At 64.4% G+C, this 24,761-nt stretch carries 20 protein-coding genes and 1 pseudogene; 10 read left to right on the top strand and 11 right to left on the bottom strand.

What is annotated here, in order from left to right:
* Positions 1-10: 10 nt before the first annotated feature.
* Entirely contained in the window at positions 11-1,219 is a 1,209-nt protein-coding gene (locus JKL45_RS09860) for a deoxyguanosinetriphosphate triphosphohydrolase (protein WP_201860958.1), read from the bottom strand.
* Positions 1,220-1,313: 94 nt separating this feature from the next.
* Between JKL45_RS09860 and erpA the strand changes: the two genes are divergently transcribed.
* Together erpA and JKL45_RS09850 are read left to right on the top strand one after the other, a co-directional pair.
* Positions 1,314-1,640: an iron-sulfur cluster insertion protein ErpA gene (gene erpA / locus JKL45_RS09855; RefSeq protein ID WP_201860957.1), complete on the top strand. Its 327-nt coding sequence runs from the start codon at positions 1,314-1,316 to the stop codon at positions 1,638-1,640.
* Positions 1,641-1,728: 88 nt separating this feature from the next.
* Positions 1,729-3,588, top strand: coding sequence for an aq_1923 C-terminal domain (locus JKL45_RS09850; protein ID WP_201860956.1), 1,860 nt, complete (start codon positions 1,729-1,731; stop codon positions 3,586-3,588).
* 185 nt (positions 3,589-3,773) lie between these two features.
* On the opposite strand, the gene JKL45_RS09845 is transcribed toward JKL45_RS09850, so the two are convergent.
* Both JKL45_RS09845 and aspS read right to left on the bottom strand, forming a co-directional pair.
* The gene (locus JKL45_RS09845) at positions 3,774-6,077 is read right to left on the bottom strand and encodes an NADP-dependent malic enzyme (RefSeq protein WP_201860955.1); all 2,304 of its coding nucleotides are present in this window, start codon (positions 6,075-6,077) and stop codon (positions 3,774-3,776) included.
* Positions 6,078-6,242: 165 nt separating this feature from the next.
* A complete protein-coding gene (gene aspS, locus JKL45_RS09840) occupies positions 6,243-8,051 on the bottom strand; it encodes an aspartate--tRNA ligase (protein WP_201861017.1) in 1,809 nt (602 codons plus the stop codon).
* Positions 8,052-9,100: 1,049 nt separating this feature from the next.
* On the opposite strand from aspS, the pseudogene JKL45_RS30780 reads away from it, so the two are divergent.
* A pseudogene (locus tag JKL45_RS30780) lies at positions 9,101-9,463 on the top strand (Rap1a/Tai family immunity protein); the annotation flags it as partial.
* 42 nt (positions 9,464-9,505) lie between these two features.
* Here JKL45_RS30780 and JKL45_RS29880 read toward each other — a convergent pair.
* On the bottom strand, positions 9,506-9,922 hold the full coding sequence (locus tag JKL45_RS29880) for a GNAT family N-acetyltransferase (protein ID WP_246498442.1): 417 nt from the start codon (positions 9,920-9,922) through the stop codon (positions 9,506-9,508).
* A gap of 175 nt (positions 9,923-10,097) precedes the next feature.
* Between JKL45_RS29880 and JKL45_RS09830 the strand changes: the two genes are divergently transcribed.
* From JKL45_RS09830 to JKL45_RS09810, 5 genes are all read left to right on the top strand, one after another.
* Positions 10,098-10,883 (top strand): PhzF family protein, encoded by a 786-nt coding sequence (locus tag JKL45_RS09830; protein WP_201860953.1) that lies wholly within the window; start codon positions 10,098-10,100, stop codon positions 10,881-10,883.
* A 163-nt stretch (positions 10,884-11,046) separates the two neighbouring features.
* Positions 11,047-11,448: a hypothetical protein gene (locus JKL45_RS09825; RefSeq protein WP_201860952.1), complete on the top strand. Its 402-nt coding sequence runs from the start codon at positions 11,047-11,049 to the stop codon at positions 11,446-11,448.
* A gap of 233 nt (positions 11,449-11,681) precedes the next feature.
* Positions 11,682-12,821 carry a beta-barrel domain-containing protein gene (locus JKL45_RS09820; protein ID WP_201860951.1) on the top strand — a complete coding sequence of 380 codons (1,140 nt, stop codon included), beginning with the start codon at positions 11,682-11,684 and terminating at the stop codon, positions 12,819-12,821.
* The gene (locus tag JKL45_RS09815) at positions 12,818-13,945 is read left to right on the top strand and encodes a cysteine peptidase family C39 domain-containing protein (protein ID WP_201860950.1); all 1,128 of its coding nucleotides are present in this window, start codon (positions 12,818-12,820) and stop codon (positions 13,943-13,945) included. The genes JKL45_RS09820 and JKL45_RS09815 overlap by 4 nt, the downstream gene beginning before the upstream one ends.
* An 87-nt stretch (positions 13,946-14,032) precedes the next feature.
* Positions 14,033-14,977 (top strand): peptidase domain-containing ABC transporter, encoded by a 945-nt coding sequence (locus JKL45_RS09810; RefSeq protein ID WP_312896939.1) that lies wholly within the window; start codon positions 14,033-14,035, stop codon positions 14,975-14,977.
* A gap of 85 nt (positions 14,978-15,062) precedes the next feature.
* Here JKL45_RS09810 and JKL45_RS09805 read toward each other — a convergent pair whose 3' ends face one another.
* Positions 15,063-15,185: a bacteriocin gene (locus tag JKL45_RS09805; protein ID WP_201860948.1), complete on the bottom strand. Its 123-nt coding sequence runs from the start codon at positions 15,183-15,185 to the stop codon at positions 15,063-15,065.
* Between the two features lie 178 nt (positions 15,186-15,363).
* Between JKL45_RS09805 and rnd the strand changes: the two genes are divergently transcribed.
* Both rnd and JKL45_RS09795 read left to right on the top strand, forming a co-directional pair.
* Positions 15,364-16,539 carry a ribonuclease D gene (gene rnd / locus JKL45_RS09800; protein ID WP_201860947.1) on the top strand — a complete coding sequence of 392 codons (1,176 nt, stop codon included), beginning with the start codon at positions 15,364-15,366 and terminating at the stop codon, positions 16,537-16,539.
* Positions 16,540-16,658: 119 nt separating this feature from the next.
* Positions 16,659-17,636 (top strand): hypothetical protein, encoded by a 978-nt coding sequence (locus tag JKL45_RS09795; RefSeq protein ID WP_201860946.1) that lies wholly within the window; start codon positions 16,659-16,661, stop codon positions 17,634-17,636.
* A 27-nt stretch (positions 17,637-17,663) separates the two neighbouring features.
* Here the strand turns inward: JKL45_RS09795 and JKL45_RS09790 are convergent, their stop codons facing one another.
* From JKL45_RS09790 to JKL45_RS09765, 6 genes are all read right to left on the bottom strand, one after another.
* On the bottom strand, positions 17,664-18,218 hold the full coding sequence (locus tag JKL45_RS09790; RefSeq protein WP_246498441.1) for an NUDIX domain-containing protein: 555 nt from the start codon (positions 18,216-18,218) through the stop codon (positions 17,664-17,666).
* A 136-nt stretch (positions 18,219-18,354) separates the two neighbouring features.
* Positions 18,355-18,978, bottom strand: a complete 624-nt coding sequence (locus tag JKL45_RS09785) for a 2OG-Fe(II) oxygenase (protein ID WP_201860945.1) — start codon at positions 18,976-18,978, stop codon at positions 18,355-18,357.
* Between the two features lie 122 nt (positions 18,979-19,100).
* Positions 19,101-20,621 carry an exopolyphosphatase gene (gene ppx / locus JKL45_RS09780; protein ID WP_201860944.1) on the bottom strand — a complete coding sequence of 507 codons (1,521 nt, stop codon included), beginning with the start codon at positions 20,619-20,621 and terminating at the stop codon, positions 19,101-19,103.
* Between the two features lies 1 nt (position 20,622).
* On the bottom strand, positions 20,623-22,815 hold the full coding sequence (locus JKL45_RS09775; protein WP_376771019.1) for an RNA degradosome polyphosphate kinase: 2,193 nt from the start codon (positions 22,813-22,815) through the stop codon (positions 20,623-20,625).
* 122 nt (positions 22,816-22,937) lie between these two features.
* The gene (locus JKL45_RS09770; protein ID WP_201860942.1) at positions 22,938-23,630 is read right to left on the bottom strand and encodes a P-loop NTPase family protein; all 693 of its coding nucleotides are present in this window, start codon (positions 23,628-23,630) and stop codon (positions 22,938-22,940) included.
* Entirely contained in the window at positions 23,623-24,738 is a 1,116-nt protein-coding gene (locus JKL45_RS09765; protein WP_201860941.1) for an AI-2E family transporter, read from the bottom strand. Before JKL45_RS09765 ends, JKL45_RS09770 begins: the two co-directional genes overlap by 8 nt.
* Between the last annotated feature and the right edge of the window lie 23 nt (positions 24,739-24,761).

The following is a 24,761-nucleotide window of genomic DNA, read 5'->3' as shown; positions in this document are numbered from 1 at the left end:
GTGGAGCCGCCTAACGCAGGTCCGGCGTCACGTCAAACAGGCGCCGGTGCTCGAGGATCGCATACCGGTCCGTCATGCCGGCGATGTAATCCGCCACGCGGCGGGCAAGACGCGGCTCGTCGCCTCTTGGGAGGTCGACCTGCCACTCCTCCGGCATGAGCTCCGGCTCGGCTTTGAAGCGGCGAAAGAGATCGCGCAGTACGTCGTCGGCCTGGGCCCGAACCCGCATCACATCCGAATGGCGGTACATGCGAGCATAGAGGAAACGCTTGATCGAGGCATCGGCCTCCGTCATGGCCTTCGAGAAGCAGACCATGGTGCTCCCCGCCTGCCGGATGTCGCCTGCGCTCTGTGGCGCCAGGGCGGCGATCCTGCGCTCCCCTTCCGCCACCACATCCTCTACGAAGCGGGTGATGACGCGCCGGGTCAATTCGTGGATTCGGCGGGAGAGATCGAGGTTGGGATAGCGGCCATCGATCTCGGCCAGGAGACCTGCGAGGAACGGTACCTCGCGCAGGTCCTCGATCTGGAACAGTCCGGCCCTGAGGCCATCGTCGAGATCGTGGGCATCGTAAGCGATATCATCGGCAATGGCCGCTGCCTGGGCCTCGCCACCGGCATGAGTGGCCAGTTCCAGATCCTGCTGGGCGTTGTATTCGAGGATCGCCAGCGGCACGCCCCGGGCGGCATAGCGCAGGGTCGGCTGCGCCTGCGCATCGAGGAGCGGACCGTTGTGCTTGACCAGCCCCTCCAGGGTCTCCCAGGTGAGGTTCAGGCCATCGTATTCCGCGTAGCGACGCTCCAGCCGGGTCACGACGCGCAGGGCCTGGGCGTTGTGGTCGAAGCCCCCGAAGCCCGCCATGCACTCGTCCAGCGTATCCTCGCCCGTATGCCCGAACGGCGTATGGCCGAGGTCGTGGGAGAGCGCCAGCGCCTCGGCCAGATCCTCGTCGAGCCCGAGGGAGCGGGCCAGCGCCCGGGCGATCTGGCTCACCTCGATGGTGTGGGTCAGCCGGGTCCGGAAGTGGTCGCCCTCGTGATAGACGAACACCTGAGTCTTGTGCTTGAGCCGGCGGAAGGCCGAGGAGTGGATGATCCGGTCCCGGTCGCGCTGAAACTCGCTGCGGGTCGGGGAGACTGCCTCAGGGAAAAGCCGGCCTCGGCTCCCCCACGGGTCGCAGGCATAAGGGGCTCGCCATCTCTCGCCAAAGGGCCGCACACATTTCCCCGGGTTGAAGCCTTGTCAGGGCGCACTTACCTTGCTCTTAACACCTAGTGCAAGAAAGTCGTCCTTCGATGGACTGGAAGTGCCCATGACCGGTATCACCCTGACTGAACGCGCCGCCCGCCGTATCAACGAGATCATGGCCTCCGAGCCAGACGGCTCGCACCTGAGAATCAGCGTCAACGGCGGCGGCTGCTCGGGCTTTCAATATGCCTTCGATGTGGACCGGACCCGGCAGGACGACGATCTCGTGATCGAGAAGGACGGGGCCAAAGTGGTGGTGGACGAGGTGTCGATCCAGTACATGGACGGCTCCGTGATCGACTTCGTCGACGACCTGATCGGCCAGTCCTTCAAGATCGAGAACCCCCACGCCACCGCCGCCTGCGGCTGCGGCACCTCGTTCTCGTTGTAAAAACGTTACGTACTCCCCTGTTCTCCCCTCCTGGGCGCCTTTCGGCTAAAGGATACTGGCATCCGATTCGCCGGCTTTGGGAGACATCATGAGACTTCGTTACCACGCCGGCGTTGCCGCCCTCGCTTTGCTTGCCGGCTCGACCGCGCTGTCGTTTGAGCCGGCCGTTCTGCGCGACCTAGTCATCGAGTCAGGCGGACAGCGCATCTCAGTTGGAGCCGTCAAGGTCCCGCTCTGGAGCGCCGCTTTCGCGCAATCCGCCGACAGCTTCAGCCTCGACAACGTGACCTTCACCTTCGGTGTCACGACCTACGAGATGAAGCGGATCGAGTTCTCCGGCGTGTCCACACCGCGGGCCGAGATCGAAGCGCTGTTCTCGTCCGCTTCGTCCGAGCCGATGGAAAGCCGCCTCAGGCGGATCAATGCCAAGCAGATCACGATTCCCGAAGCTCGGGTGAAGCAGGTTATGGGCAAGGAAACCCAGACCACCACCTACCGCAACACGGTCGTCAGCGACGTCTCCCAAGGGCGGATCGCATCGGTTGCGATCGAGACGATGGCCATGGAATCGTCTGGCACCAAGGACAAGGTTGTGGTCACCGGGGGCCGCACCACCATGAGCGAGGTGGACCTGCCGGCGATGGCGCGGCTCTACGAGGCCAAGTCCGATGGCCCCTCCACGCCCATGGCCAAGATTTATGGGGCTTTCTCGCTTGAGAATCTGCAGCTGGTGGACAGCCGGGAAGGCATCACCTTCAAGATTGCCCGCCTCGGCGGCCGCGACTTCCTCGGGCGCCCGACCAAGGATTCCTGGAACGGCACGGTGACCCTCATGACCGAAATGTCGGACCGCACCGACCTGTCGGCCGAGGATCAGGCACGCCTGCTGCCGGCAATCGCCGACCTCATTGATTCCTTCCAGATCGGCTTCATGGAGGCCTCCGGAATCGAGATGACCACTAAGGCCAAGGGCTCTTCCGGTCAGGCACGCATTGCCCGCATCGCTTATACGGGCGGCACCGATGCCCAGCCGGCGGACATGCGATGGGAGGGCTTCGAGTTCTCCGACAAGGACAACCGCATGAAGCTCGACTCGTTGAGCCTCACGGGCTTCTCGTTCCGGCAGACGCTCGACGGCCTCAGGAACCTTCAGGCCAAGTCCTTTGATGATCTCGATGCCGCGACGATGCGCAGCCTCGTTCCGACCCTGGGGACCCTGCGCCTCTCGGGCTTCTCCATCGACGGAACGACTGAGGACGAGGGCAAGAAGGTCAAGGTGCAGGCCGCGCTGAAAGGCTTCGAGCTGACAGCCGATAAGCCGGTGAACGCCATCCCGACCAATCTCCGGATCGGACTGCAGAACCTGACGATGACCCTGCCGTCGAAAAGCACCGACGACGGCGTCAAGGAGCTCACGGCGCTGGGCTACAAGAATATCGACGTCTCGTTCCTGGCTGCCGCGATATGGAACGAAAGCGCCAAGGAAATTGCCCTTAAGGAAGTGTCCGTTCAGGGGCAGGACATGGGCAGCCTCTCGCTGACGGGCACCATCGGCAACGTCACCCAGGACCTCTTCAGCGCCGATGAGGCGACCGCTGCGGCGGCGCTGATCGGCGCCAAGGCGAAATCGGCCGATATCGTTGTCGAGGACAAGGGCCTGCTCGGGCGCTACCTGATCCAGGCAGCCAAGGAACAGAAAACCACGCCCGAGGCGCTGCGGACGATCTATGCGAGCGCCGCGCCGTTCGTCGTGTCGTCCATGATCGGCAATTCGGAACAGGCCTCGACACTGGGTCAGGCCATCGGCCGCTTCATCGCCAAGCCCGGCAAGCTCACGCTCAATGCGCAGCCCAAGAATCCGTCCGGCTTCGGCGTGATGGATGCGATGCTGGCGTCCGATCCGAAGGAAGCGCTGGCGAAACTGAACATCTCCGCGAAGGTGGAGTAGGCCATCGCCATATCAGCGGGGGCATGCCCCCCCGCTGTCATCCCCGCGAAGGCGGGGATCCATAACCACTGCATCTCAAGAAAAAGCGATCAGCGTTTCGCCTCTTCCTGTATCGTTAGCGTTTATGGATCCCGGGCTCCGCTACGCGGCCCCGGGATGACGGTGAGGTTGCTGAAAACCTGCCCTCAAATCAGCATCGGCTGATCCTGCTCGGCCGCCTGCGCCTCGACGACCGCGATGGCCGTGAGGTTGACGATACCGCGGGCTGTCACGGACGGCGTCAGGATATGGGCGGGCTTGGCCGGTCCGATGAGAATCGGGCCGACGGGAAGCGAATCCGCCAGGATCTTGGTGAACTGGAATGCAATGTTGGCGGCATCCAGGTTCGGCATGATCAGCACGTTCGCCTCGCCGGTTAAACGCGAATGGGGGTTTACCCGCTCGCGCAGCATTTCGGATAGGGCCGAATCCGCCTGCATCTCGCCGTCGACTTCGAGGTCGGGCGCACGTTCGGTAATGCAGGCCAGCGCCTCGCGCATCTTGAGTGCCGAGCGGCTGTCGGCTGCGCCGAAATCCGAATGCGACAGGAGCGCGATCTTGGGCTCCATGCCGAAGCGGCGCACATGGCTCGCGCAGGCGATCGTCATGTCGGCGAGCTGCTCGGCGGTCGGGTCGATCTGCACATGCGTGTCGGCCAGGAAGTAGGCCCCCTTCGAGGTGATCACCAGCGACAGGGCCGCCAGCTCGTTCACGCCGGGTGCCAAGCCGATGATGTCCTTGATGTGCTTGACGCGGGACTGGAAGCGGCCTTCGAGACCGCAGATCAGCGCATCCGCATCCCCTCGCCGCACCGCAAGCGCGCCGATGACCGTGGAGTTTGTGCGCACCAGGGTTCGGGCCGCGTCCGGCGTGATGCCCTTGCGGCCCGCCGCCTCCACGTAGGTGGTCACGTAGTCGCGATAGCGCGGATCGTCCTCCGGGTTCACAAGCTCGAAATGACGGCCGATCTCCATGGAGAGGCCGAAGCGCTTCATGCGCGTCTCGATCACGCTGGGGCGTCCGATCAGGATTGGCTTGGCGATGCCTTCCTCGACGATGACCTGCACGGCCCGTAAGACCCGCTCGTCCTCGCCCTCGGCATAGATCACCCGCTTGGGGTTGGCCTTCGCCTGCGAGAACAGCGGCTTCATGATGAAGCCGGAGCGGAACACGAAGCGGCCGAGGGACTCGGCATAGGCCTCAAGGTCTTCCAGCGGACGCGTGGCGACCCCCGAATCCATGGCGGCCTGAGCGACTGCCGGCGCGATGCGCAGGATCAGGCGCGGATCGAACGGGCTCGGGATCAGGGACTTGCGGCCGAAGGGATGCGCCTCGCCGCCATAGGCGCGCGCCACCACCTCGGAGGGTGCCTCGCGGGCCAAGCCTGCGATGGCCTTCACGGCTGCAGCCTTCATTTCCTCGTTGATGGTCGTGGCGCCCACATCGAGCGCGCCGCGGAAGATGTACGGGAAGCACAGGACGTTGTTGACCTGGTTCGGATAGTCCGAGCGGCCGGTGCAGATCATCGCGTCGGGACGCGCGGCCTCCGCTTCCTCCGGCATGATCTCAGGATAAGGATTGGCCAATGCCATGATGAGCGGGCGCGGGGCCATCTGGGCGAGCAGCTCGGGCTTGAGCACGCCGCCAGCGGACAGACCGAGGAACACGTCCGCATCCGGGATCACGTCGGCGAGCGTGCGCGCATCGGTGACTTGAGCATAGACCGATTTCCAGCGGTCCATGAGCTCGTTACGGCCCTCGTGGACCACGCCCTTGATGTCCGTGACCCAGATGTTCTCGCGCTTGGCGCCCAGCGACACCAGCAGGTTGAGGCAGGCGAGCGCGGCGGCACCGGCGCCCGAGGTGACGATCTTCACGTCCTCGATGCGCTTGCCCGACAGTTCCAGCGCGTTCGTCACGGCGGCGCCCACGATGATCGCGGTGCCGTGCTGGTCGTCGTGGAAGACCGGGATGCCCATGCGGGCCTTCAGCCGCTCCTCGACCTCGAAGCATTCCGGCGCCTTGATATCCTCGAGGTTGATGCCGCCGAAAGTGGGCTCAAGGGCCGCGATCACCTCGACCAGCTTGTCCACGTTGTTCTCGGCCACCTCGATGTCGAACACGTCGATGCCGGAGAACTTCTTGAACAGGACCGCCTTGCCTTCCATCACCGGCTTTGAGGCGAGCGGGCCGATATCGCCGAGGCCCAGCACGGCCGTGCCATTGGAAATCACGGCCACGAGGTTCTGGCGGGAGGTAAGGTTAGCGGCTTGCGCCGGATCGGCCGCGATGGCTTCGCACGGGGCTGCCACACCGGGGGAATAGGCCAGCGCCAGGTCGCGCTGGTTGCCGAGGGGCTTGGTGGGCTGGATCTCGAGCTTACCGGGGCGCGGATACTGATGGTAGAACATCGCTCCCGATTTCAGATCCTGCGAGATGTTGTCTCCCATCCCCGACGCTCCCAACAACTATTGAATATCTAAGGACCTTGTGAGCGCCCTGCCCCTCGCCGTCAACGTTCTTCTCCGGCGGCGAAGTAAGCAGAGAGCCTAAAACGATTTCGGCAGCGCCTGGGCACTGCCGAAATCAAGGATCAATACGAAACGCGCTTAAGCTTATTTCTCCGGCAGGTTCAGCCGGATGTGCAGCTCGCGCAGCTGCTTGGGCGTCACGTCGGAGGGTGCGCCCAGCAGCAGATCTTCCGCCTTCTGGTTCATGGGGAAGAGCGTGATCTCGCGCAGGTTCTGGGCGCCGCAGAGCAGCATCACGATGCGGTCGACGCCAGCCGCCATGCCGCCATGTGGAGGCGCGCCGTACTGGAAGGCACGGTACATGCCGCCGAACCGCTCCATGACCTCCTGCTCGCCATAGCCGGCGATCTCGAAGGCCTTCACCATCCGGTCGGGACGATGGTTGCGGATCGAACCCGAAGCCATCTCGTAGCCGTTGCACACCATGTCGTACTGGAAGGCCGTCATCTTGAGGATCTTGTCCTTGTCCGACGGATCGAGCGCCATGAACTCGTCATGGTCCATGTTGCCCATGGAGAACGGGTTGTGGGAGAAGTCGATCTTTTTCTCGTCCTCGTTCCACTCGTATTGCGGGAAGTCGACGATCCAGCAGAACTCGAACCGATCCTTGTCGGTGAGCCCGAGTTCGTCGCCGATGCGCGTGCGCGCCTTGCCGGCAAGCGACGCCGCCTTGTCCTCAGACCCGGCCGAGAAGAACACCGCGTCGCCCGCTTTGATGCCGGCCTTCTCGCGGATGACGGCCTGGGCCGCTTCCGGGATGAACTTGGCGATGGGGCCCTTAGCGACGATCTGGCCGCCCTCTTCCTCGAACACGATGTAGCCGAGGCCAGGCGCGCCTTCCGTACGCGCCCAGTCGTTGAGCTTGTCGAAAAAGGAGCGCGGCTGAGAGGCTGCGCCCGTCGCCGGAATGGCGCGCACCACGCCGCCGGACTTGATGACGTTCTTGAACGCGTTGAAGGTCACATCCTCACGGGTGAACACCTCCGACACATCGGCAATGATCAGCGGGTTGCGCAGGTCCGGCTTGTCGTTGCCGTACTTCAGCATGGACTCGAAATACGGAATGCGCGGGAAGGTCTCGGTCACCGGTTTGCCGTCCGCGAACTCCTTGAAGGTGTCGCGGATCACCGGCTCCATGGTCTGGAAGATGTCTTCCTGGGTGACGAAGCTCATCTCCACGTCGAGCTGGTAGAACTCGCCCGGCAGGCGGTCGGCGCGCGGGTCCTCGTCGCGGAAGCAGGGGGCGAGCTGGAAGTACCGGTCGAAGCCGGAGATCATGATCAGCTGCTTGAACTGCTGCGGGGCCTGCGGCAGCGCATAGAACTTGCCGGGATGGATGCGCGACGGCACCAGGAAGTCGCGCGCGCCTTCAGGGCTCGAGGCGGTGAGAATCGGCGTGGTGAACTCGAAGAAGCCGCTCTGCTGCATCCGGGTGCGCAGCGCGTTGACGATCGCGCCGCGCTTCATGATGTTGTTGTGCAGCTTCTCGCGGCGCAGATCCAGGTAACGGTAGGTGAGACGGGTCTCCTCCGGGTACTCCTGGTCACCGAAGACCGGCATGGGCAGCTCGGCCGCCGGGCCCAAAACCTCGATGTCGGTGATGTAGACCTCGATCATGCCGGTGGGCAGCTCGGCGTTCTCGGTGCCGGCCGGGCGTTTGCGCACCTTGCCGTCCACGCGGATGACCCACTCGGACCGGGCCGTCTCGGCCATCTTGAACGCCGGGGAATCCGGATCGATCACGCACTGGGTCATGCCGTAATGGTCGCGCAGGTCGATGAACAGCACGCCGCCATGGTCGCGGATGCGGTGGCACCAGCCGGACAGGCGGGCGATCCCGCCGACATCGGATTCGCGGAGCGCGCCGCAGGTGTGGGAACGGTAACGGTGCATGGAGGCGGACATGGACAAAAGCCTGCTGGTTCGGTTTGAGGCGCAACATCCATGGGAGGCCGGGGAAGTCAAGGCGGAAGGCTGAAATCGAGCCTGTGCGGGGGCGCTCCCTCCCCTGATCGGGGTGGCGGCTGCAGGCTGGCTGTGGCTCGTCTCGGGCACTTAAAAGGGAAGCGCGGGAGGCAAGGCGGCTTCGCTGCACTCCGATGGAGCGGGCGAAGGATCGGGTCGGGACGGGAGTTCCGCCCGGACGGGAAGCACCTTGCCTCCCGCGCACGGCTTTTCGACCCTGAGCCTCGCGCTCCGGCGGGATCAGGGACGGCACCCTCAGACCCGCTTCACGGCACTTCTCGAACGCAGCCCTTGATGAAGATCCTCGGGCTGGCGAGGCTTGGAAAGCGTGCGCATGGCCCTGCCCGAACAGCCGCCATGAACCTCATCCTCCACTCAGAGCCCTGGCATGGGGGACCAGCGTCTTGTCCCGCAGCGGCCAGAGCCGCATCCCGCCTCCACAACCGACGCCTCGGGCGCGTCCCTCGTGAAGCAGGACGGCACAGGTATGGCTCAGCTTAGGAGAATTGTCAAGAACAAAGAGTGAACGAACACTGTGCTCCCTCTCCCGTTCAGCGGGAGAGGGCGGCCTGCGCAGCAGGTCGGGCGAGGGGCCGTCAGGACAAGCACCGCACCTCTCCCGGCTAGCGCCGCTCGCCACCCTCCCCCGCAAAGGGGCGGGATAGAGACACGCCGCGTCATGGCCGGGCTTGCCCCGGCCATCCCCGTCTTGGGCCAGGCTGAAGACGGGGATGGCCGCAACAATTGCGGGCATGACGAAGAGGCTGTCATTCCCGGCCGGAGCGAAAGCGTAGGGGGGAGGGAATCCACGGTCAAGCGCAACGCCATGGGTCTCCTTCCCTCGCTACGCTCGCCAGGGATGACACTAGGGCGCCTTCGTCGCATGTCTTGCCCACAACCTCGGCAAGGTGATTACCCCCTCCGGCCGGTCGCCAAAGCCGGGTTCGGTGGGTAACGTTCGCCAGGCCAGGAGGTGGATGGTGGACAGGGCGGTTGCAGCAACACAAGCCCGGCGAGGGAATCGCTTAAGACTTCTCGCAGTCCTTTCAGCCTGTGCCGCTCTGCTGCTGGCCACAGCCCCGGCACGGGCGAATTTTCTGGACGGCAACGATTTGTATGAGCACTGCCAGACCCGAAGCGCCAGCGCGCTGAACTACATTCTCGGAGTCCACGATGCGCAGCAGGCGGTCGCAGGGCTCGGAAAGCAGGAGAAGCTGGTCTGCCCCTGGGGTCGGGTCAGCTCAGGCCACGTGATCGGCGTAGTCTGCAAATACCTGCAGAGCAACCCAACCCAGCGCCACCTTTCGGGAGCCAGCATCGTCTTGAAAGCCCTCGGAGATGCCTTCCCCTGCAAACAATCCGGGTCTCGGTCCCTCCGTAAGTCAGCCCCACCGCTTGGCCATCCAGATCCGGTCATGGCCGGGTGGGCGATCCTTCAGGCGGCCGATCTCGGCATAGCCTTGCTTCCGATAAAACCCCTCGGCTTGAAACGTCGATGTGGTCAGCTGCGCGCCGATGGCTCCATGTATCTGGGCAGCCTCCTCGGCCTTGTCCAACAGGCGGGCGCCATAGCCCTGCCCGCGCAGGGTCTCGTCGACCCAGAAATGGTCCACTTGGAGCCATAGCAGGGCGACGGCGCCCCGAATGCCGCCGCGCACCTGGTTGCCTTCATCCCGCAGGAGCAGGGTTAGCGGGATGAAGGGCAAGGCGCCGGTCTGCTCGATCAGGTGAGCGCGCAAGCCCGCCGTCACGTCCTCCGCGCCGGGCGGATTGGCTTCTTCGAGAACCTCGATCTGCATGGAATCGCCTCGGGCGTGCGCAGTACTGTTGCAGCCTGTCTAAGCGATCGCACGCCTTCGATAAAGGGACTCGCCCGCAACCGGCTCTAGCCGTGCAAGGAGATATCCTCAGGTTCCGAAGCGCAGAACGGCCGCAGCCGTTGCAGCCCTTTTCCAGCGTTGATAAGCGAACGGAATGCGTGCGCCCATTTTCCAGGTCGATGCTTTCACAAGCCGCCGGTTCAGCGGGAATCCGGCTGCCGTCATGGTGTTGGACAGCTTCCCGTCCGAGGAAGTGCTGCAGGCTGTTGCGGCCGAAAACAACCTTCCCGAAACCGCCTTCCTGGTTGCCGACAAGGGCGATTACAGAATCCGCTGGTTCACGCCGACGGTCGAGGTGCCGCTCTGCGGCCACGCAACGCTGGCGAGCGCGGCGGTCGTCATGGAGCGCGTTGAGCGCGGGCGCGAGGTGGTCGTGTTCCATTCCGCGAGCGGACCACTCACGGTCAGCCGGTCAGGGACCGGTTACGTTATGGATTTCCCGAGGCGAACCCTGGAGCCCGTGGCGACGCCGCCGGAGCTGCCGTCGGCCCTTGGCGCAACGCCATCCGAGGTGGTCTGGGACGGCTCCAACTTCCTGGCGCGGCTTGCCACGGCCGAGATTGTCCGCAATCTCAATCCCGATCTGGCAGCGATTGAAAGGCTGGCCCGTTCGGGCGTGATCGTGACGGCGCCTGGAGATGTAGGCTTCGATTTCGTGAGCCGCTACTTCGCGCCCGCCAAAGGCATTCCCGAAGATCCCGTGACGGGCGGCGCCCATTGCGGCCTGACGCCGTTCTGGGCGGAGAGGCTGAACAAGACCTCCTTCAGAGCGTTTCAGGCCTCGCGGCGCGGCGGAGAAATCGTCTGCCGGCTCGTCGGGGATCGGGTGGAGCTCGAGGGGGCCTGCGTCTTCTACCTGGAAGGGACAGTGGAGTATTGAGCCGGTTTGAGGTCATCCAGCCATAGTCAGAAGCTTGGTCAAACCCAGACGCGGAGTCCGCGAGCTACAACAGCTGGCACAGGGTCCTTGAGCCGCAAATTTCGCTTTGTTTTTAAGGAATTTTCCTCCTTATCGAGTCCCTGAATTCCTTGCAGAACAAAGGGTGAAACCCCATATTCCGCCTATGGTTATCACCCTTGCAACATCCCTGTTGAGGCCGACCCGGAACGCTCCTGTCGAGGAGCGGATCGAGGGCAATTGGCACGTCTATCCGCTGGAGGCGGCGCTGGAGCTCGACTATGTGGACCAGGCCGGCAATGCGACCCGGCGCTGGGTGCTGGCGCGCGAGCTGAAGGTGGGTCCTGGCAAGATGCTTTTGGGGGGCATCGATATCCTGCTGGACGAAGGCTATCGCGGCTTCCGGGTCGACCGGATCCAGCGCCTGGAGGACGCGGAGACCGGGCTCACAGTCGAGCACAACATCCTCGACTGGCTCATGAAGCTCGCCGAGCGGCAGGCGAAGGCGCGCAAGAAGCACCTCGCCCGCATGCAGGCCGGGGCTTAACTCCCCGGCTTAACCCTCTTCTGCGACAGAAAGGCCAAACGGGCTCTCCCGCGCCTCCTGCCCTTGTGCCACCCCGGTCTTTCTGCAACATAGTCTCATAATAATGTTGCGTTGGGGGTTGGGGTGGCCCAGCGATCCTTGTTCCGGCCGCAGGCCGTGATGGCGGCCATGGGCGAGCACTCGTCCGTGTCGCTACCGGTTGCCCCCTGTCCTGGCGGCTCCTCGGCGGCTTCGTGTTCGCCTGCGTGGTCGTCGTGGTCTTCTTCCTCGCCACCGCTGAATATGCCCGCAAGGAGACCGCCGGCGGCTCCCTCGTGGCGGCGGGCGGCGCGGTGCGCGTCAGCGCGCTTCGCGGCGGCGTTGTGACGGAGCTCAAGGTCCGGGAAGGCGACCGGGTTGCGGCAGGCCAGCCGCTCTTCACAGTGGCCTCGCGCCAGGGGCTTGAGGCCGGCGGCACTCTCGATGCCGCGATCCTGGCTTCCCTCGACACCCAGACACAGGTCTTGAGAGACCAGATCGCCGCCGACCCGGCCCGGATGGCGAACGAGACCCGGCGGCTTGAGGCGACCATCGTGTCCGTGACGGCGGAGCGGGATGCGCTCATTGCCCAGCGCAAACTCATGGCCGAGCGGGTGCAGGTGACGGAGGAGCGGCGCAACACCATCGCGCGGCTCAACGAGCAGGGCCACACGACCCGGGCCGCCCTACAGGAGCAGGACGAGGCCTTGCTGTCTCGCCGGCAGAATCTGGCCGAGGTCGACCGTGATCTCGCGGCGGCCGAAAAGGAGCTGGGCCAGACCGAGCTTCAGCGCGAGCAGCTGCCCGTGCAGCAGGCCGAGCGTCTGGCGGGCTTACGCCTCAACCTCGCCGACCGGGAGCGGCAGCGCGCCGAGGCGCAGGCCCAGCGGGCGCAGGTGATCGCCGCGCCGCTGGCCGGGCGCGTCACGGCTCTCCAGGCCTCGCCGGGCCAGATCGTCGATCCCAACAAGCCGCTGCTGACCCTCCTGCCCGATGGCGCGAGCCTGCTCGCAGAGCTCTTCGTGCCGAGCCGGGCCATCGGCTTCGTCGAGCCCGGCCAGCGGGTGCGCCTCATGGTCGATGCCTTCCCGTATCAGCGCTTCGGCACCATCAGCGGCTCCGTCGAGACCGTCTCGCAGGCCGTGCTTTCCCCGAACGAGGTCATCGGCAGGACGACCCTGACGGAGCCCGCCTACCGGGTGACCGTGCGCCTCGACCGGCAGGCCATCGACGCCTTCGGGCGCGAGGTGCCGCTCCAGCCCGACATGACCCTCAAGGCCGATATCGTGCTGGAGGGCCGCTCCCTCGTCGCCTGGCTGTTCGAGCCGCTGATCGGCGTCAGGGGGCGGATGTGAAGCTCTCCGCAACGCTTGATTATTTCGGCGCCCCTCGCCTGCCCGCGATCATGCAGTCGGAAGCCGCCGAATGCGGGCTTGCGTGTTTGGCCATGGTGGCGACCTATCACGGGCGCGAGGTGGATCTCGTGGCGCTTCGCCGCCTGTTCTCGATTTCGCTGAAAGGCGTCACCCTCAAGGACGTGCTGGTCATGGGCCAGCGCCTCGGCATGAGCGGCCGGGGCCTGCGGCTCGAGCCCGAGCAGCTCGGACAGATCAAGCTGCCCTGCATCCTGCACTGGGACATGAACCACTTCGTGGTGCTGAAAGAGGTCGGCACCAGGAAGGTCGTGATTCACGACCCGGCGCTCGGCGTGCGCAGCCTCACCTTCGACGAACTCGGCCACCATTTTACCGGCATTGCCCTGGAGCTGACGCCGACGGAAACCTTCGAGCGCAGGAAGGAGACCTCTTCTTTAAGCCTCACGGCCCTGTGGGGCCGGATGCGCGGGGTGAAGCGGGCGCTCGCCCAGGCGCTCGTGCTCTCCGCCGTGCTGCAGCTCGTGGTGCTCGCCACGCCGTTCTACATGCAGCTTGCCGTGGACGAGGCTGTGATGAAGGGCGACCAGGGCCTGCTGACCGCGCTGGCACTGGGCTTCGGCCTGCTCACCCTCATTCATATCGGGGCCGGCTGGCTGCGCTCGCATGTGCTGCTGTTCCTGAGCGGAGCGCTCAATTTCCAGATGGGCGCCAACCTCTTCCACCATCTGGTGCGGCTTCCTTTAGGCTGGTTCGAGAAGCGCCATATCGGCGATCTCGTCTCGCGCTTCCGCTCGGCGGAGCCGATCCAGCGGCTGATCTCGGAAGGACTTGTGGCCGCCCTCGTCGACGGCGTGATGGCGACGCTGACGCTGGCCATGATCCTGATCTACAGCCCGGCACTCTCGGGCATCGTGTTCGCGGCGCTCGCGCTCTATGCCGCCTTGCGTTTCGCCCTCTACCGCTCCCTGCGCCAGCGGCAGGAGGAGATGATCGAGGCCGCTGCCAAGGAGCAGACCACCTTTATCGAGACCGCGCGGGCGATCCAGAGCATCAAGATCTTCGGCCGCGAATCCGACCGGGAGGCCGTGTGGCAGAACCGCTAACCGGCCTCGATCAGCCGCACCATTCGCCAGGGCCGCTTCACCATCGGCTTCAAGACGGCGAACGACCTGATCTACGGGTTGGAGAACGTGCTCGTGGTCTGGCTCGGCGCCAAGGCGATCATGGCGAACGACATGACTATCGGCATGCTCTACGCCTTCATGGCTTACAAGGAGCAGTTCCTCTCCAAGGCCACCAACCTGATCGAGACCGGCATCCAGTACCGCATGCTCGACCTGCACCTCGACCGGCTCTCCGACATCGCCCTCGCCGAGCGTGAGAACGACCGGCACGGGGAAAGCCTCGTGCCGCGCGATGTCAGGGGCGCGGTAGAACTGAAAGGCGTGGGCTTCCGCTATGCGGATACCGAGCCGGAGGTTTTGTCGGGCGTGGACCTCAAGGTCGAGGCGAGCGAGTTCGTGGCCATGACCGGGCCGTCGGGCGGCGGCAAGACCACGCTACTCAAGATCATGCTCGGCCTGTTCAGGCCGCTGGAGGGCACGGTGCTCATCGACGGCACGCCCATGGAGCATTTCGGCAGCCAAGCCTTCCGCCGGCAGATCGGCGTGGTGATGCAGGACGATCAGCTTCTGTCAGGCAGCATCGCGGAGAACATCTGCTTCTTCGATGCCAGCCTCGATCTCGACTGGATGCGCGCCTGCGCTCAGGTCGCCGGCATCGACGATGAGATCATGGCCATGCCCATGAACTACAACACGCTCATCGGCGACATGGGCACCACCCTGTCGGGCGGACAGCGCCAGCGGGTGCTCTTGGCCCGTGCGCTCTACCGCCGTCCCCGCATCCTGTTCATGGACGAGGGCACATCGAGCCTCGACCTCGACAAGGAGCGTGAGGTGAACCGGGCGCTGGCGGAATTGAAGATCACCCGCATCGTCATCGCCCATCGCCCGGAAACGATCCGCGCCGCGGACCGGATCGTGGTGCTGCGGGAGGGCCGGGTCTCCCCGCCCTTGGGCGGCGAGACGCTGGCCTTCACGGAAGCGGCGCGCCAGGGCCTCGGCCGGGCGTGAACATGAAAAGGGCGCGACCTTGACGACCGCGCCCTTTGCCTGGCGATCCGATGCGCTTGCACGCTCGAAGCGATCAGCAAGTGGTTTAGTAGACAATGATCCGGCGATCTTTCTTCGCGCCACCGGCAACCGAGGCGAGTTCCTTCTCGCTCAGCTCGACGACGGCCTTGATCACCTTCTTATCGGTTTTGGTCTGTGTCTTCTTCATGAAGACCTCCCCACTTTTGAGTGTTGTTGGCACCAAATTCTGGCGAACCAGCCAGTGATACAAAGTACCAATCTTCCCGGTACGTAAGTCAAATGCGGTTTTATCTTCTCTTAGGACAATCGGTGGATCGATCGTCAGCGGACTCGCGGGGCGTTTCCCGATGGGTTATGAACGCCTTATGGACCTGATCACCTCCACCGACGCCCTGGCCGCCGCCTGCGACCGCCTCAGCCAGCATCCGTTCGTCACCGTCGACACGGAGTTCCTGCGCGAGACCACCTATTACCCCAAGCTCTGCCTGATCCAGATGGCGGGGCCGGATCCGGCCGATGCCTGCCTCATCGATCCGCTCGCCGAGGGCATGAGCCTCGAGCCGTTCATGGCCCTCATGGCGAACCGGAACGTGGTGAAGGTCTTCCATTCGGCCCGGCAAGACCTGGAAATCATCTGGAATCTCGGCCGCATCGTGCCCGAGCCCCTGTTCGACACCCAGGTGGCCGCCATGGTCTGCGGCTATGGGGACTCGGTCTCCTACGAGCAGCTGAGCAACGATCTTGCCAAGGCCAAGATAGACAAGTCCTCCCGCTTCACCGACTGGTCGCGCCGCCCCTTGAGCGACGCCCAACTCACCTATGCACTCTCGGACGTCACCCATCTGGTGAAGGTCTATGAAGCCCTCGTGAGCCAGTTGCAGGCGAATGGCCGGCTCGAATGGCTCGGCGAGGAGATGTCGATCCTCACCTCACCCGAGACCTATCAGGCCGATCCGGACAATGCCTGGCGCCGCCTTTCCGGCCGCCTGCGCAAGCAGAAGGAAATCGCCGTGCTCATGGAGGTTGCCTCCTGGCGCGAGCGCGAGGCGCAGAACCGGGATGTGCCGCGCGGGCGCATCCTCAAGGACGACGCGGTGATCGACATCGCCACCTCGGCGCCGCGCAGCGTGGAGGCCCTCGGGCGCCTGCGGACCATCCCCAACGGGTTCGAGCGCTCCCGCACCGGCGGCGAAATCCTGGAGGCCGTGGAGCGGGCCCTCGCCCGCGATCCCGCCACGATCCCCATGCCGGAACGCAGCCGCGGCCGCAACAGCACCGGCTCCGTGGTCGATTTGCTGAAGGTCCTGCTCAAGGCCGTGGCCGAACAGGAGGGCGTCGCGCCAAAGATCATCGCGACCGTCGAGGAGTTGGAAGCCATCGCCGACAGCGACGAAGCCGACGTCCCCTCCCTCCACGGCTGGCGCCGCAAGCTCTTCGGCGACAAGGCGCTGGCGCTTAAGAACGGCCAACTCGGGCTGGTGCTGGAGCGCGGGCGGGTGAAGCTCAGGGAGATTGCGGCGGACCCGATCGCGAGGATCTAGATCCGCGTTCCCGCCAACGCGGCAAGTGCGTCAGCAGTCCCGTAGAATTCCTTCAGGGCAACCCCTTCGTTGCGACTTCAAGTCGTGTTAACCTCGACCCGGGGTGTTGGCTTGAAATCATGAAACGTATTATTTTTGCTCTTGGGGCATCTTCGATCCTCTTTATCAGTGCTGCATTCGCCCAAACTTTGACCGAGCCGCAGAAACGACGGCTCCACCTGCCCTATGTTCGCGCCGCAACCGACTGTTTTGCCAAAGCAATCGAAGCAAGCACTTCTGCTCTGGATATGGCGATCCAGGGGCGTTGGTACGACGCGCTAGGCGCAGTCGGAAAGACATGCGACGCGCCAGTCATCGCCATGATCAACGTGCACGATCAACTCTATGGCGCGGGGACCGGAGCCACCTTCTTCAAAGGGCCTTACGTCGCAGATTTGCCGAGAGCCGTCGGCACGAGGCTCAATGGCTCTATTGCACGACGCTCCAATGAGGTTGAGCAGGCGAATGCTCTCCGCAAGCAGCGTACCGAGGAGGCCGCAAAGGCGCGGGACTTGCTGCGGGACCGCATGTATGCCTGCACCACGAGCGAAATCGAAGATCTTGTTGCGTCGTCGGAAAGCGCAGAGGTTCTTGCCACGGCCGCCATGACGATCTGTAACAAAGAGGTACAGGCGGCCTTGGATGCAGCAATGGAGGTGGTCCGTCTTGACGGTGCCGCCCCCGACGGCATTCGAAGCAATCTCAACGATGTCATCAAAAAGAATGTGGTTACAAGCGCAGTTCAGGCGAGAGCCAACGCCAAGAAGACACAACCGCCTGCACAGGCCCTGTCGGCGGCTCTGCCCAAACCTTCTACTCAGGCCTCCAACATTCAGACCCCGGAAAATTGTTTGAGAGATGCGACCTCCCTGCGCGAAGGTCAGCTTGTCGACCAGGAGAAGCTTATCTCGATGATGCTGGATATTTGCAGGCCCGAGATTGAGAATGTGGCACGCGGTAAGTTTCTCGCCGACCCTACTCAATCACTTGCTGATTTGAGGACGCAAGCACTCGAAAGTGCCGTCAGGTATGCAAAGGTCCTTGTCGAAGCGCGATAGCCGCAATCTGCTCTCGTAAAAAACATCTCAGAGAAGCCCCTTCAGCCGCAGCATCCCAAGCGCCGCCACTGTCGCCGCGTCCTTGATGGCGCCGTCGCTGATCATCGCCAGCACCTCCTCCACCGGGAACGCGCGGCTTACCATGTCCTGCTCGGTTGGCTTGCGTTGCGCTTCGCCCGCCTGGAGCCCTTGGGCGAGATAGATGTTGTACCCTTGGGTCGAATAGCCGTAGCACTCGAAGAGATGGCCCACATGGGTCATAGTGGCGGCCGTCAGACCGGTTTCCTCGCGCAGTTCGGCTCGGGCGAGGTCCAGCGGATCGGTGCCGGGCGCATCCTCCCATGAGCCCTGCGGCAGCTCCCAATAGCGGCCCTGCACGGGGTATCGATACTGCTCCACCAGATGGATCAGGCCGTTGTCGATGGGCACGATGACGGCGAAATCCGTCTTCTCGACGACGCCGTAGATGCCGGGCGAACCATCATGCCGCTCGATGGCATCCTCGCGGACGCGCATCCACCGGTTCTCGTAGACGACACGGCTCGAAAGGGTCTTGATGTCAGGACGGGTGAGCTTCGTCATGCCTGATGTGCCTCACAGGAGCCGCGTGGAAATCCTGTTCTTCGTCATGCCCGGACTTGGTCCGGGCATCCACGTCCGAAGGTCGATAATGTGTGGATGGCCGTGACGAGCACGCCTATGAAGTGAAAGCAGGCTCTTACCGCCCGAAGATGCCCTTGAAGAACTGGGCCATCTTGTTGTGCTTCTTCTTGCGGTCCACGTCGGCCTGACTCTTCACCCAGGCGATCTGGACCACGCGGCGCTCGCCGGTGAAGGGCAGATGCCCATGCCAGGAATTGTCGGAGCGCAGGAAGGCGAACATCGTACCCATGGTGGGCGGCACTTCGAGCTTGTACTTATCGTAATTCTTGTCGTCGTAGAGAACGCGCAGGCGCCCGCCTTCGTCCTGCTGCCATTCGTCGTTCATGTAGACCAGCATGGTCATGACCTTGGACGGCCCATCCGTATGGATGGAGCCGTATTTCGGCTGCGACTTCCTCATGATGGTGGTCAGGCGCGGATATTGGTGGAGGTCCAGGCCGAACTTCTTGGAAAGCTCCTCCGTCACCTCCGGCCCTTCGAGTTCGTCGATGAGCTGCTTGAAGCGCCCGTGCAGCTTGACCTCGTCGACCGTAAGATAGCCCGGCTTGTTGATGTCGGGAAAATCGCGACGCAGGTCGTCGATGGCATCCTGCTTCAGGAGGTTGGACGTGAGCAGATACTCGTATGGCTCCGACGAGCGTTCGGCACTGCGCACCGCGGTGAGATCAATCAGCTGCATGGGCATCTCCCAGGCTTGGCATCTCCAGGCTTCACGCTAACTGAGCAGACGCGTGAGGAAATTAACATAGATCAGTGAAATTATGGATGGGGATGACCCACGGAAACAAAGGGAGCGCGTCCTCACACGATATCGATCAGCGTTTCCATGTTCAGGAGCTTGCCCAGGCCCCGCATGCGGCCCTTCAGACGCTCGTTCGCGAGCGGCTCTAGGTGGGCGGGAAGCTGCAGCACCACCTGGTTGCCCCGGGCGAGGAGCGGCGCCTGGGGCAGCACGCCCTCCATGGCGACCGAGACCGGGTAGGCGACGCGCATCAGCGCCGCCAGCAGGCGGGCGCGCTCCATGAGGCGCGGGCCGGCGAGCGTCTTGATGCGCGAGCTCACCTTGTCGGGCGAAAGCCCTTCGTGCCGGAAGAAAATCGACAGGGCGAGATAGGCGCGGCCCGGATGGTCGAGGCCGGCAAAGGCCCCGTAGGCGATGAGGTTGAGGCTCTGCTCGCCGCGATAATCGGGATGGGCGCGCCAGCCGATATCCGCTAGTAGGCAGGCTGCGCGGCGCAGGCGGATGTCTTCGTCCGTCTCCGGCAGGCCGAGGCTGCGGATGAAGGCTTCGGTCCAGGCGCACAGTTCCTCGCCATGGCGCGGCGAGCGGGAGCGCAGGAGGTTGAGGTCGCTCGCGGCCGCGATGAGCGGGTCGCGCTCACGCGTCTCGGGGTCGAGCTTGTCGAACAGCACGCCCTCGCGGACGCCGAAGGCGGAAATCGCCACCTCCTTGGGCTCGCCGAGACGGATGATCTCTTCGAGCACCATGGCGCCATAGGCCAGCAGCGGGCGGCGAGCCTCGGAGATGCTCTCGATATCCTTGAGGGTCTTGGAGTCGGCCCCCTCGACGAGACGCAGGAAGTCGAGGCCGTCCTCGGGATCGAGGATGTAACCGTGCATCACGTGAAGCGGATAATCGTGCGCCGCCTGATGCAGCTTGGCGAGCGCGCGCCATGTGCCGCCCACCGCATAGAAGGTGCGGCCATGCAGGTTTTCGAGGTATTCCGGCGCGCGCTCAAGGGCTTCGCGCACGATCTTCTGGGCCTTCTTCAACGAGCCGCCGCTGACGTCCAGCAGGGCGAGGCCGCCGAGCGGCATGGTGACACCCTGCCCCACCTGCGAGCCGCGCACGTCCACAAGCTCCAGGCTGCCGCCGCCCATATCGCCGACGATTCCGTCCGGCTCATGGAAGCCGGCGATGACGCCGAGCGCCGAGGCCCGCGCCTCCTCGGCGCCGGACAAAAGGCTGATCGGCTGCCCGCAGGCTTTCGCCGCCGCCTCCAGGAAGGCAGGGCCGTTGGAGGCATCCCGCGCCGCTGCGGTGGCAAGCACGAAGATCTCCGACACATTCATCGTGTTGCAGAGAACGCGAAACCGCGCGAGCGCCCGAAGGGCCCGGTCGACGGCCTCGTCGTCGAGGCGGCCGGTGGTCGCTACATGACGGCCGAGGCCGCAGAGGACCTTCTCGTTGTAGATCGGCGTGACGGCGCGGGACAGGCCCTCATAGGCCACGAGGCGCACCGAGTTTGAGCCGATATCGATGATCGCGACTGGGCGACCGAGCTTGAGCCGGCCAGGAGCCTCGAAGCTGAGCGCCGGCATGCTAGCGCTGCCCGCGCTTGGCGAGCGCTTTGGGGCTGGAGGTCTTGAGGGATTTGCCACGGCCTGAGAGACTCGGGTTGGTCATGAAATACTTATGGGCATTAAAGGGTTCCTCGCCCTTGGCCGGCACCACCCGCCGGCTCGTTCCGTCGGGCAGCACCGTCCAGCTCTGCTCGTTGTCGAGCAGGTTGGCGAGCATGATCTGGTCGAGCACCTGCTGGTGCACGGTGGTGTTGACAATCGGCATCAGCGCCTCGACGCGCCGGTCGAGATTACGCGACATGAGATCCGCCGACGAGATGTACACATGCGCCTTGGGATTGGGCAGGCCGTGCCCATTGCCGAAGGCATAGATGCGCGTGTGCTCCAGGAAGCGCCCGACGATGGACTTGACCCGGATGTTCTCCGACAGGCCCTTGATGCCGGGCCTGAGGCAGCAGATGCCGCGCACGATGAGGTCGATCTGCACGCCGGCGGCCGACGCATCGTAGAGCGCGTCGATGATGTCGGTATCGACGAGGGAGTTGCACTTGCACCAGATCGCGCCGGGCCGTCCGGCCTTGGCGTGGGCGATCTCCTCCTCGATGTGCTGGAGCAGACGCTTCTTGAGGGTGAGCGGCGAGACCGCCATGCGTTCCAGCTCCGCCGGCTCCGCATAGCCCGTGACGAAATTGAAGATGCGCGACACGTCGCGGCCGATCACCGGATCGGCGGTGAAATAGGACAGGTCCGTATAGATGCGCGCCGTGATCGGGTGGTAGTTGCCCGTGCCCACGTGGCAATAGGTGATGAGCTGGCTGCCCTCGCGCCGCACCACCATGGACAGCTTCGCGTGGGTCTTCAGCTCGATGAAGCCGAACACAACTTGCGCGCCCGCGCGTTCGAGATCGCGCGCCCAGCGGATATTGGCCTCCTCGTCGAAACGGGCCTTCAGCTCCACCAGGGCGGTGACGGATTTTCCGGCCTCCGCGGCTTCCGCCAAAGCCGCCACGATGGGCGAGTTCGAGGACGTGCGGTAGAGCGTCTGCTTGATCGCCACCACGTTTGGGTCCCGCGCCGCCTGGTGCAGGAACTGCACCACCGCATCGAAGGACTCGTAAGGATGGTGAACGATGATGTCCTTCTCGCGGATCGCCGCAAAACAATCGCCGCTGTGCTCGCGGATGCGCTCAGGGAAGCGCGCATTGTACGGCTTGAACTTGAGATCGGGACGCTCCAAAGCCACGAGCTGCGACAGGTCGCGCAGGCCCATCATGCCCTCGACGACGAAGACCTCGTCGGGGGACACCTCCGATTCCTCGGCCACGAAGAGACGCAGGTCCTCGGGCATGGCCGCCTCGACCTCGAGACGGATGACACTGCCGCGGCGGCGCTGCTTGAGCGCCGTCTCGAACAGGCGCACCAGATCCTCGGCCTCTTCCTCGACCTCGAGATCGGAGTCGCGGATCACCCGGAAGGCGCCCTGCCCCTGCACCTCGTAGCCGGGGAAGAGCCTGCTCGTGAACAGCACGATCATCTGCTCGAGGGCGATGAAGCGGGTGGCGCCGGTCTCGGCGAAGTCCGGCAGGCGGATGAAGCGTTCGCCCCGCGACGGCAGGCGGATGAGCGCGTTCAGCACCTTGCCGTCGCTCTGGCGCACCAGCTTCAGGGCAATGGAGGCACCGAGGTTGGGGATGAACGGGAACGGATGCGCCGGATCGATGGCGAGCGGCGTCAGCACCGGGAACACATGGTTGAGGAAGTAATCCTCGAGCCATGAGGCCTCGGCCTTCGTCAGGCCTGCTCCCTCGGTCAGGACGATGCCTTCCTCCAGCAGAATGTCGCGCAGTTCGCGCCAGCGGCGCTGCTGGTCGGAGGCGAGATGCGAGACCTCGGCGGAGATCTTCGCGAGCTGCTCCTGCGGCGAGAGCCCGTCCTGCGAGACGGTGGCCACGCCGGAGCGCACCTGACCGCGCAGACCCGCGACACGGACCATGAAGAACTCGTCCAGGTTCTCGGCCGAGATCGAGAGGAAGCGCAGTTGCTCCAGGAGCGGGTGGTTGCCGTTGGACGCTTCCTCCAGCACCCGCCGGTTGAACTGCAGCCAGGAGAGTTCCCGGTTGATGAAGCGCTGCGGGAACCGCCGCAAAGCCGCGCCGTCGAACTCGATATCCGGCGGAGCCTTCGGCAAGGGAGCCTCGCTGACGGTCTCCACCTCTTTCAGGGCAATCGCGCTGCGCACCTCGTTCTCCGCCGCTTCACTCTTCGGCGTCCGTTTTGCTCTGGGCTTCGTGACGGTTTCACGACGGTTCGACAACAGGGCGTCAGTGTCTGGCTTCACTCGTTCTCATCCGTTTCCTGCGCGGCGCCAAGGATCTCCGCCGCGATCGCCCGCGAGACGCGCCGGCCCCGGCTCAGGGCCTCCCGGTCGAGGAGAGCCACGATCTCGGAGGCCTTGGCGAGGGAGCGTTCGATCCGCAGAGCAATATAGTCGACAACGGAGGTGTCGACCACGAGTTGCCTGTCGACGAACAGCTTCACCAGCACAGCCTTGAGGAGGGCATCGTCCGGCGCGTCCAGGGCGCAGCTCGGGGCAAGCCGCAGGCGGGACAGGAGATCGGGGGTTTTCAGGGACCAGCGGTCGGGAGGCGTCTCGCACGTGATGATGAGGGATGCCTTCTTCTCCCTGGCTAGGTTCAGCAGGTGAAACAGGGCCGCCTCGTCACGCTCGCCCCGGTCCATATCCTCGATGGCGAGCGCTCCATTCGAGACGAGATGCGGGACTTTGTCGTGGGTGATCGCCGCGGCATCGACCGTCCAGGCATGGGCGTTCGTGGCCCAGATGGAGGCCAGATGACTCTTGCCGCTCCCGCGCGGGCCGACGAGCAGGAGGATCGTGTCCGGCCAGTCGGGCCAGCTCTCGATGAGGCCGTAGGCCTGCTCGTTGGATGGGCTGACGAGAAAGTCCTCGGCGCCGAAGCGGGGATCCAGCGGAAGGTCGAAGGCCAGTTGCCGGGGGGCCTCACGCATCGCGATTGGCCTTGTCGATCTCGATGCGGGGCTTGAGAATCACCGGATCCACGCCCCGGTAGATCGGGCTGGCGAGATACTGGCGCAGGGCAAAGCGGGCGATGACCCCGATGGCGGCCGCGAGCGGCACGGCGAGCAGCAGGCCGACGAAGCCGAAGAGCGCCCCGAAGGCAACGAGCGCGAACATGAGCCAGACCGGATGCAGGCCAACGGATTCGCCCACCAGCTTGGGCGACAGGATGTTGCCCTCCACGAACTGGCCGAAGATGAAGATGCCGAGCGTTGCGGCGATCATGGTCCAGTCCGGCCAGAACTGCACGATGGCGACGCCCACCGACAGGATGAGGCCGGTCAGTGAGCCCACATACGGGATGAAGCTCAGGAGGCCTGCCGTCATGCCGATCAGGACACCGAAATTGAGCCCGATCAGGGCAAGGCTGACCGCATAGAAGGTGCCGAGGATGAGGCAGACCAGAGCCTGCCCGCGCACGAAGCCGGCGATGGCACGGTCGATATCACGGGAAATGTCGCGGATCGTGTCCCGGTGGGTCATCGGCATCCAGGAATCCACGGTTCTCACCATGCGATCCCAGTCGACAAGCATGTAAAAGGCCACCACCGGCGTCACCACCAGCAGGGAGAAGATGCCGATCAGAGCCTGCCCGCCGGACCACAGGCCCTGGAGGAAGGTGGTCATCCAGGCGATGCCCTGGCTGATGAGGTTGCCCACGGAGGGAGGTGCGGCGGGCAGCGCATCCTCGATGCCGAGCCTGCGGATGAGCGGGCCGAGCTGCTCGGCCCCGAGCTCCTGGAGCCTTGCCACATAGCCGGGCAGCCGCTCCACGAAGGCGCCCACCTGCTGGGCCGCGAAGGGCACCAGGATCATCAGGGCGATGATGAAGACCAGCACGAACAGGACGAGGATCAGCAGGCTGGCGCCCAGGCGCCCGATCCCGAGTTTCTGCATCCGGTCGGCCAGGGGATCCAGCAGATAGGCGAGCGCAAAGCCCGCCACGAAGGGCAGCAGGATGCCGCGCAGCACGAACAGCAGCAGCACCCCGACGACCAGCGCCGCTATCCAGAACCCGATCTGCCGTTGAACCGTCATCGGTACTCCAACCCCAACCTTCG

Origin of the sequence: Microvirga soli (assembly GCF_016734765.1) — a bacterium.
Lineage (GTDB): Bacteria > Pseudomonadota > Alphaproteobacteria > Rhizobiales > Beijerinckiaceae > Microvirga > Microvirga soli.
This window is presented reverse-complemented; position numbering and strand designations above follow the sequence as displayed.

Excerpts from the sequence above, each read along its gene's own strand:
- erpA (WP_201860957.1), top strand. The coding sequence starts at position 1,314 with ATGACCGGTATCACCCTGACTGAACGCGCCGCCCGCCGTATCAACGAG.
- JKL45_RS09850 (WP_201860956.1), top strand. The coding sequence starts at position 1,729 with ATGAGACTTCGTTACCACGCCGGCGTTGCCGCCCTCGCTTTGCTTGCC.
- JKL45_RS09845 (WP_201860955.1), bottom strand. The coding sequence starts at position 6,077 with ATGGGAGACAACATCTCGCAGGATCTGAAATCGGGAGCGATGTTCTAC.
- aspS (WP_201861017.1), bottom strand. The coding sequence starts at position 8,051 with ATGCACCGTTACCGTTCCCACACCTGCGGCGCGCTCCGCGAATCCGAT.
- JKL45_RS29880 (WP_246498442.1), bottom strand. The coding sequence starts at position 9,922 with ATGCAGATCGAGGTTCTCGAAGAAGCCAATCCGCCCGGCGCGGAGGAC.
- JKL45_RS09830 (WP_201860953.1), top strand. The coding sequence starts at position 10,098 with ATGCGTGCGCCCATTTTCCAGGTCGATGCTTTCACAAGCCGCCGGTTC.
- JKL45_RS09805 (WP_201860948.1), bottom strand. The coding sequence starts at position 15,185 with ATGAAGAAGACACAGACCAAAACCGATAAGAAGGTGATCAAGGCCGTC.
- rnd (WP_201860947.1), top strand. The coding sequence starts at position 15,364 with ATGGACCTGATCACCTCCACCGACGCCCTGGCCGCCGCCTGCGACCGC.
- JKL45_RS09795 (WP_201860946.1), top strand. The coding sequence starts at position 16,659 with ATGAAACGTATTATTTTTGCTCTTGGGGCATCTTCGATCCTCTTTATC.
- JKL45_RS09790 (WP_246498441.1), bottom strand. The coding sequence starts at position 18,218 with ATGACGAAGCTCACCCGTCCTGACATCAAGACCCTTTCGAGCCGTGTC.
- JKL45_RS09785 (WP_201860945.1), bottom strand. The coding sequence starts at position 18,978 with ATGCAGCTGATTGATCTCACCGCGGTGCGCAGTGCCGAACGCTCGTCG.
- ppx (WP_201860944.1), bottom strand. The coding sequence starts at position 20,621 with ATGCCGGCGCTCAGCTTCGAGGCTCCTGGCCGGCTCAAGCTCGGTCGC.
- JKL45_RS09770 (WP_201860942.1), bottom strand. The coding sequence starts at position 23,630 with ATGCGTGAGGCCCCCCGGCAACTGGCCTTCGACCTTCCGCTGGATCCC.
- JKL45_RS09765 (WP_201860941.1), bottom strand. The coding sequence starts at position 24,738 with ATGACGGTTCAACGGCAGATCGGGTTCTGGATAGCGGCGCTGGTCGTC.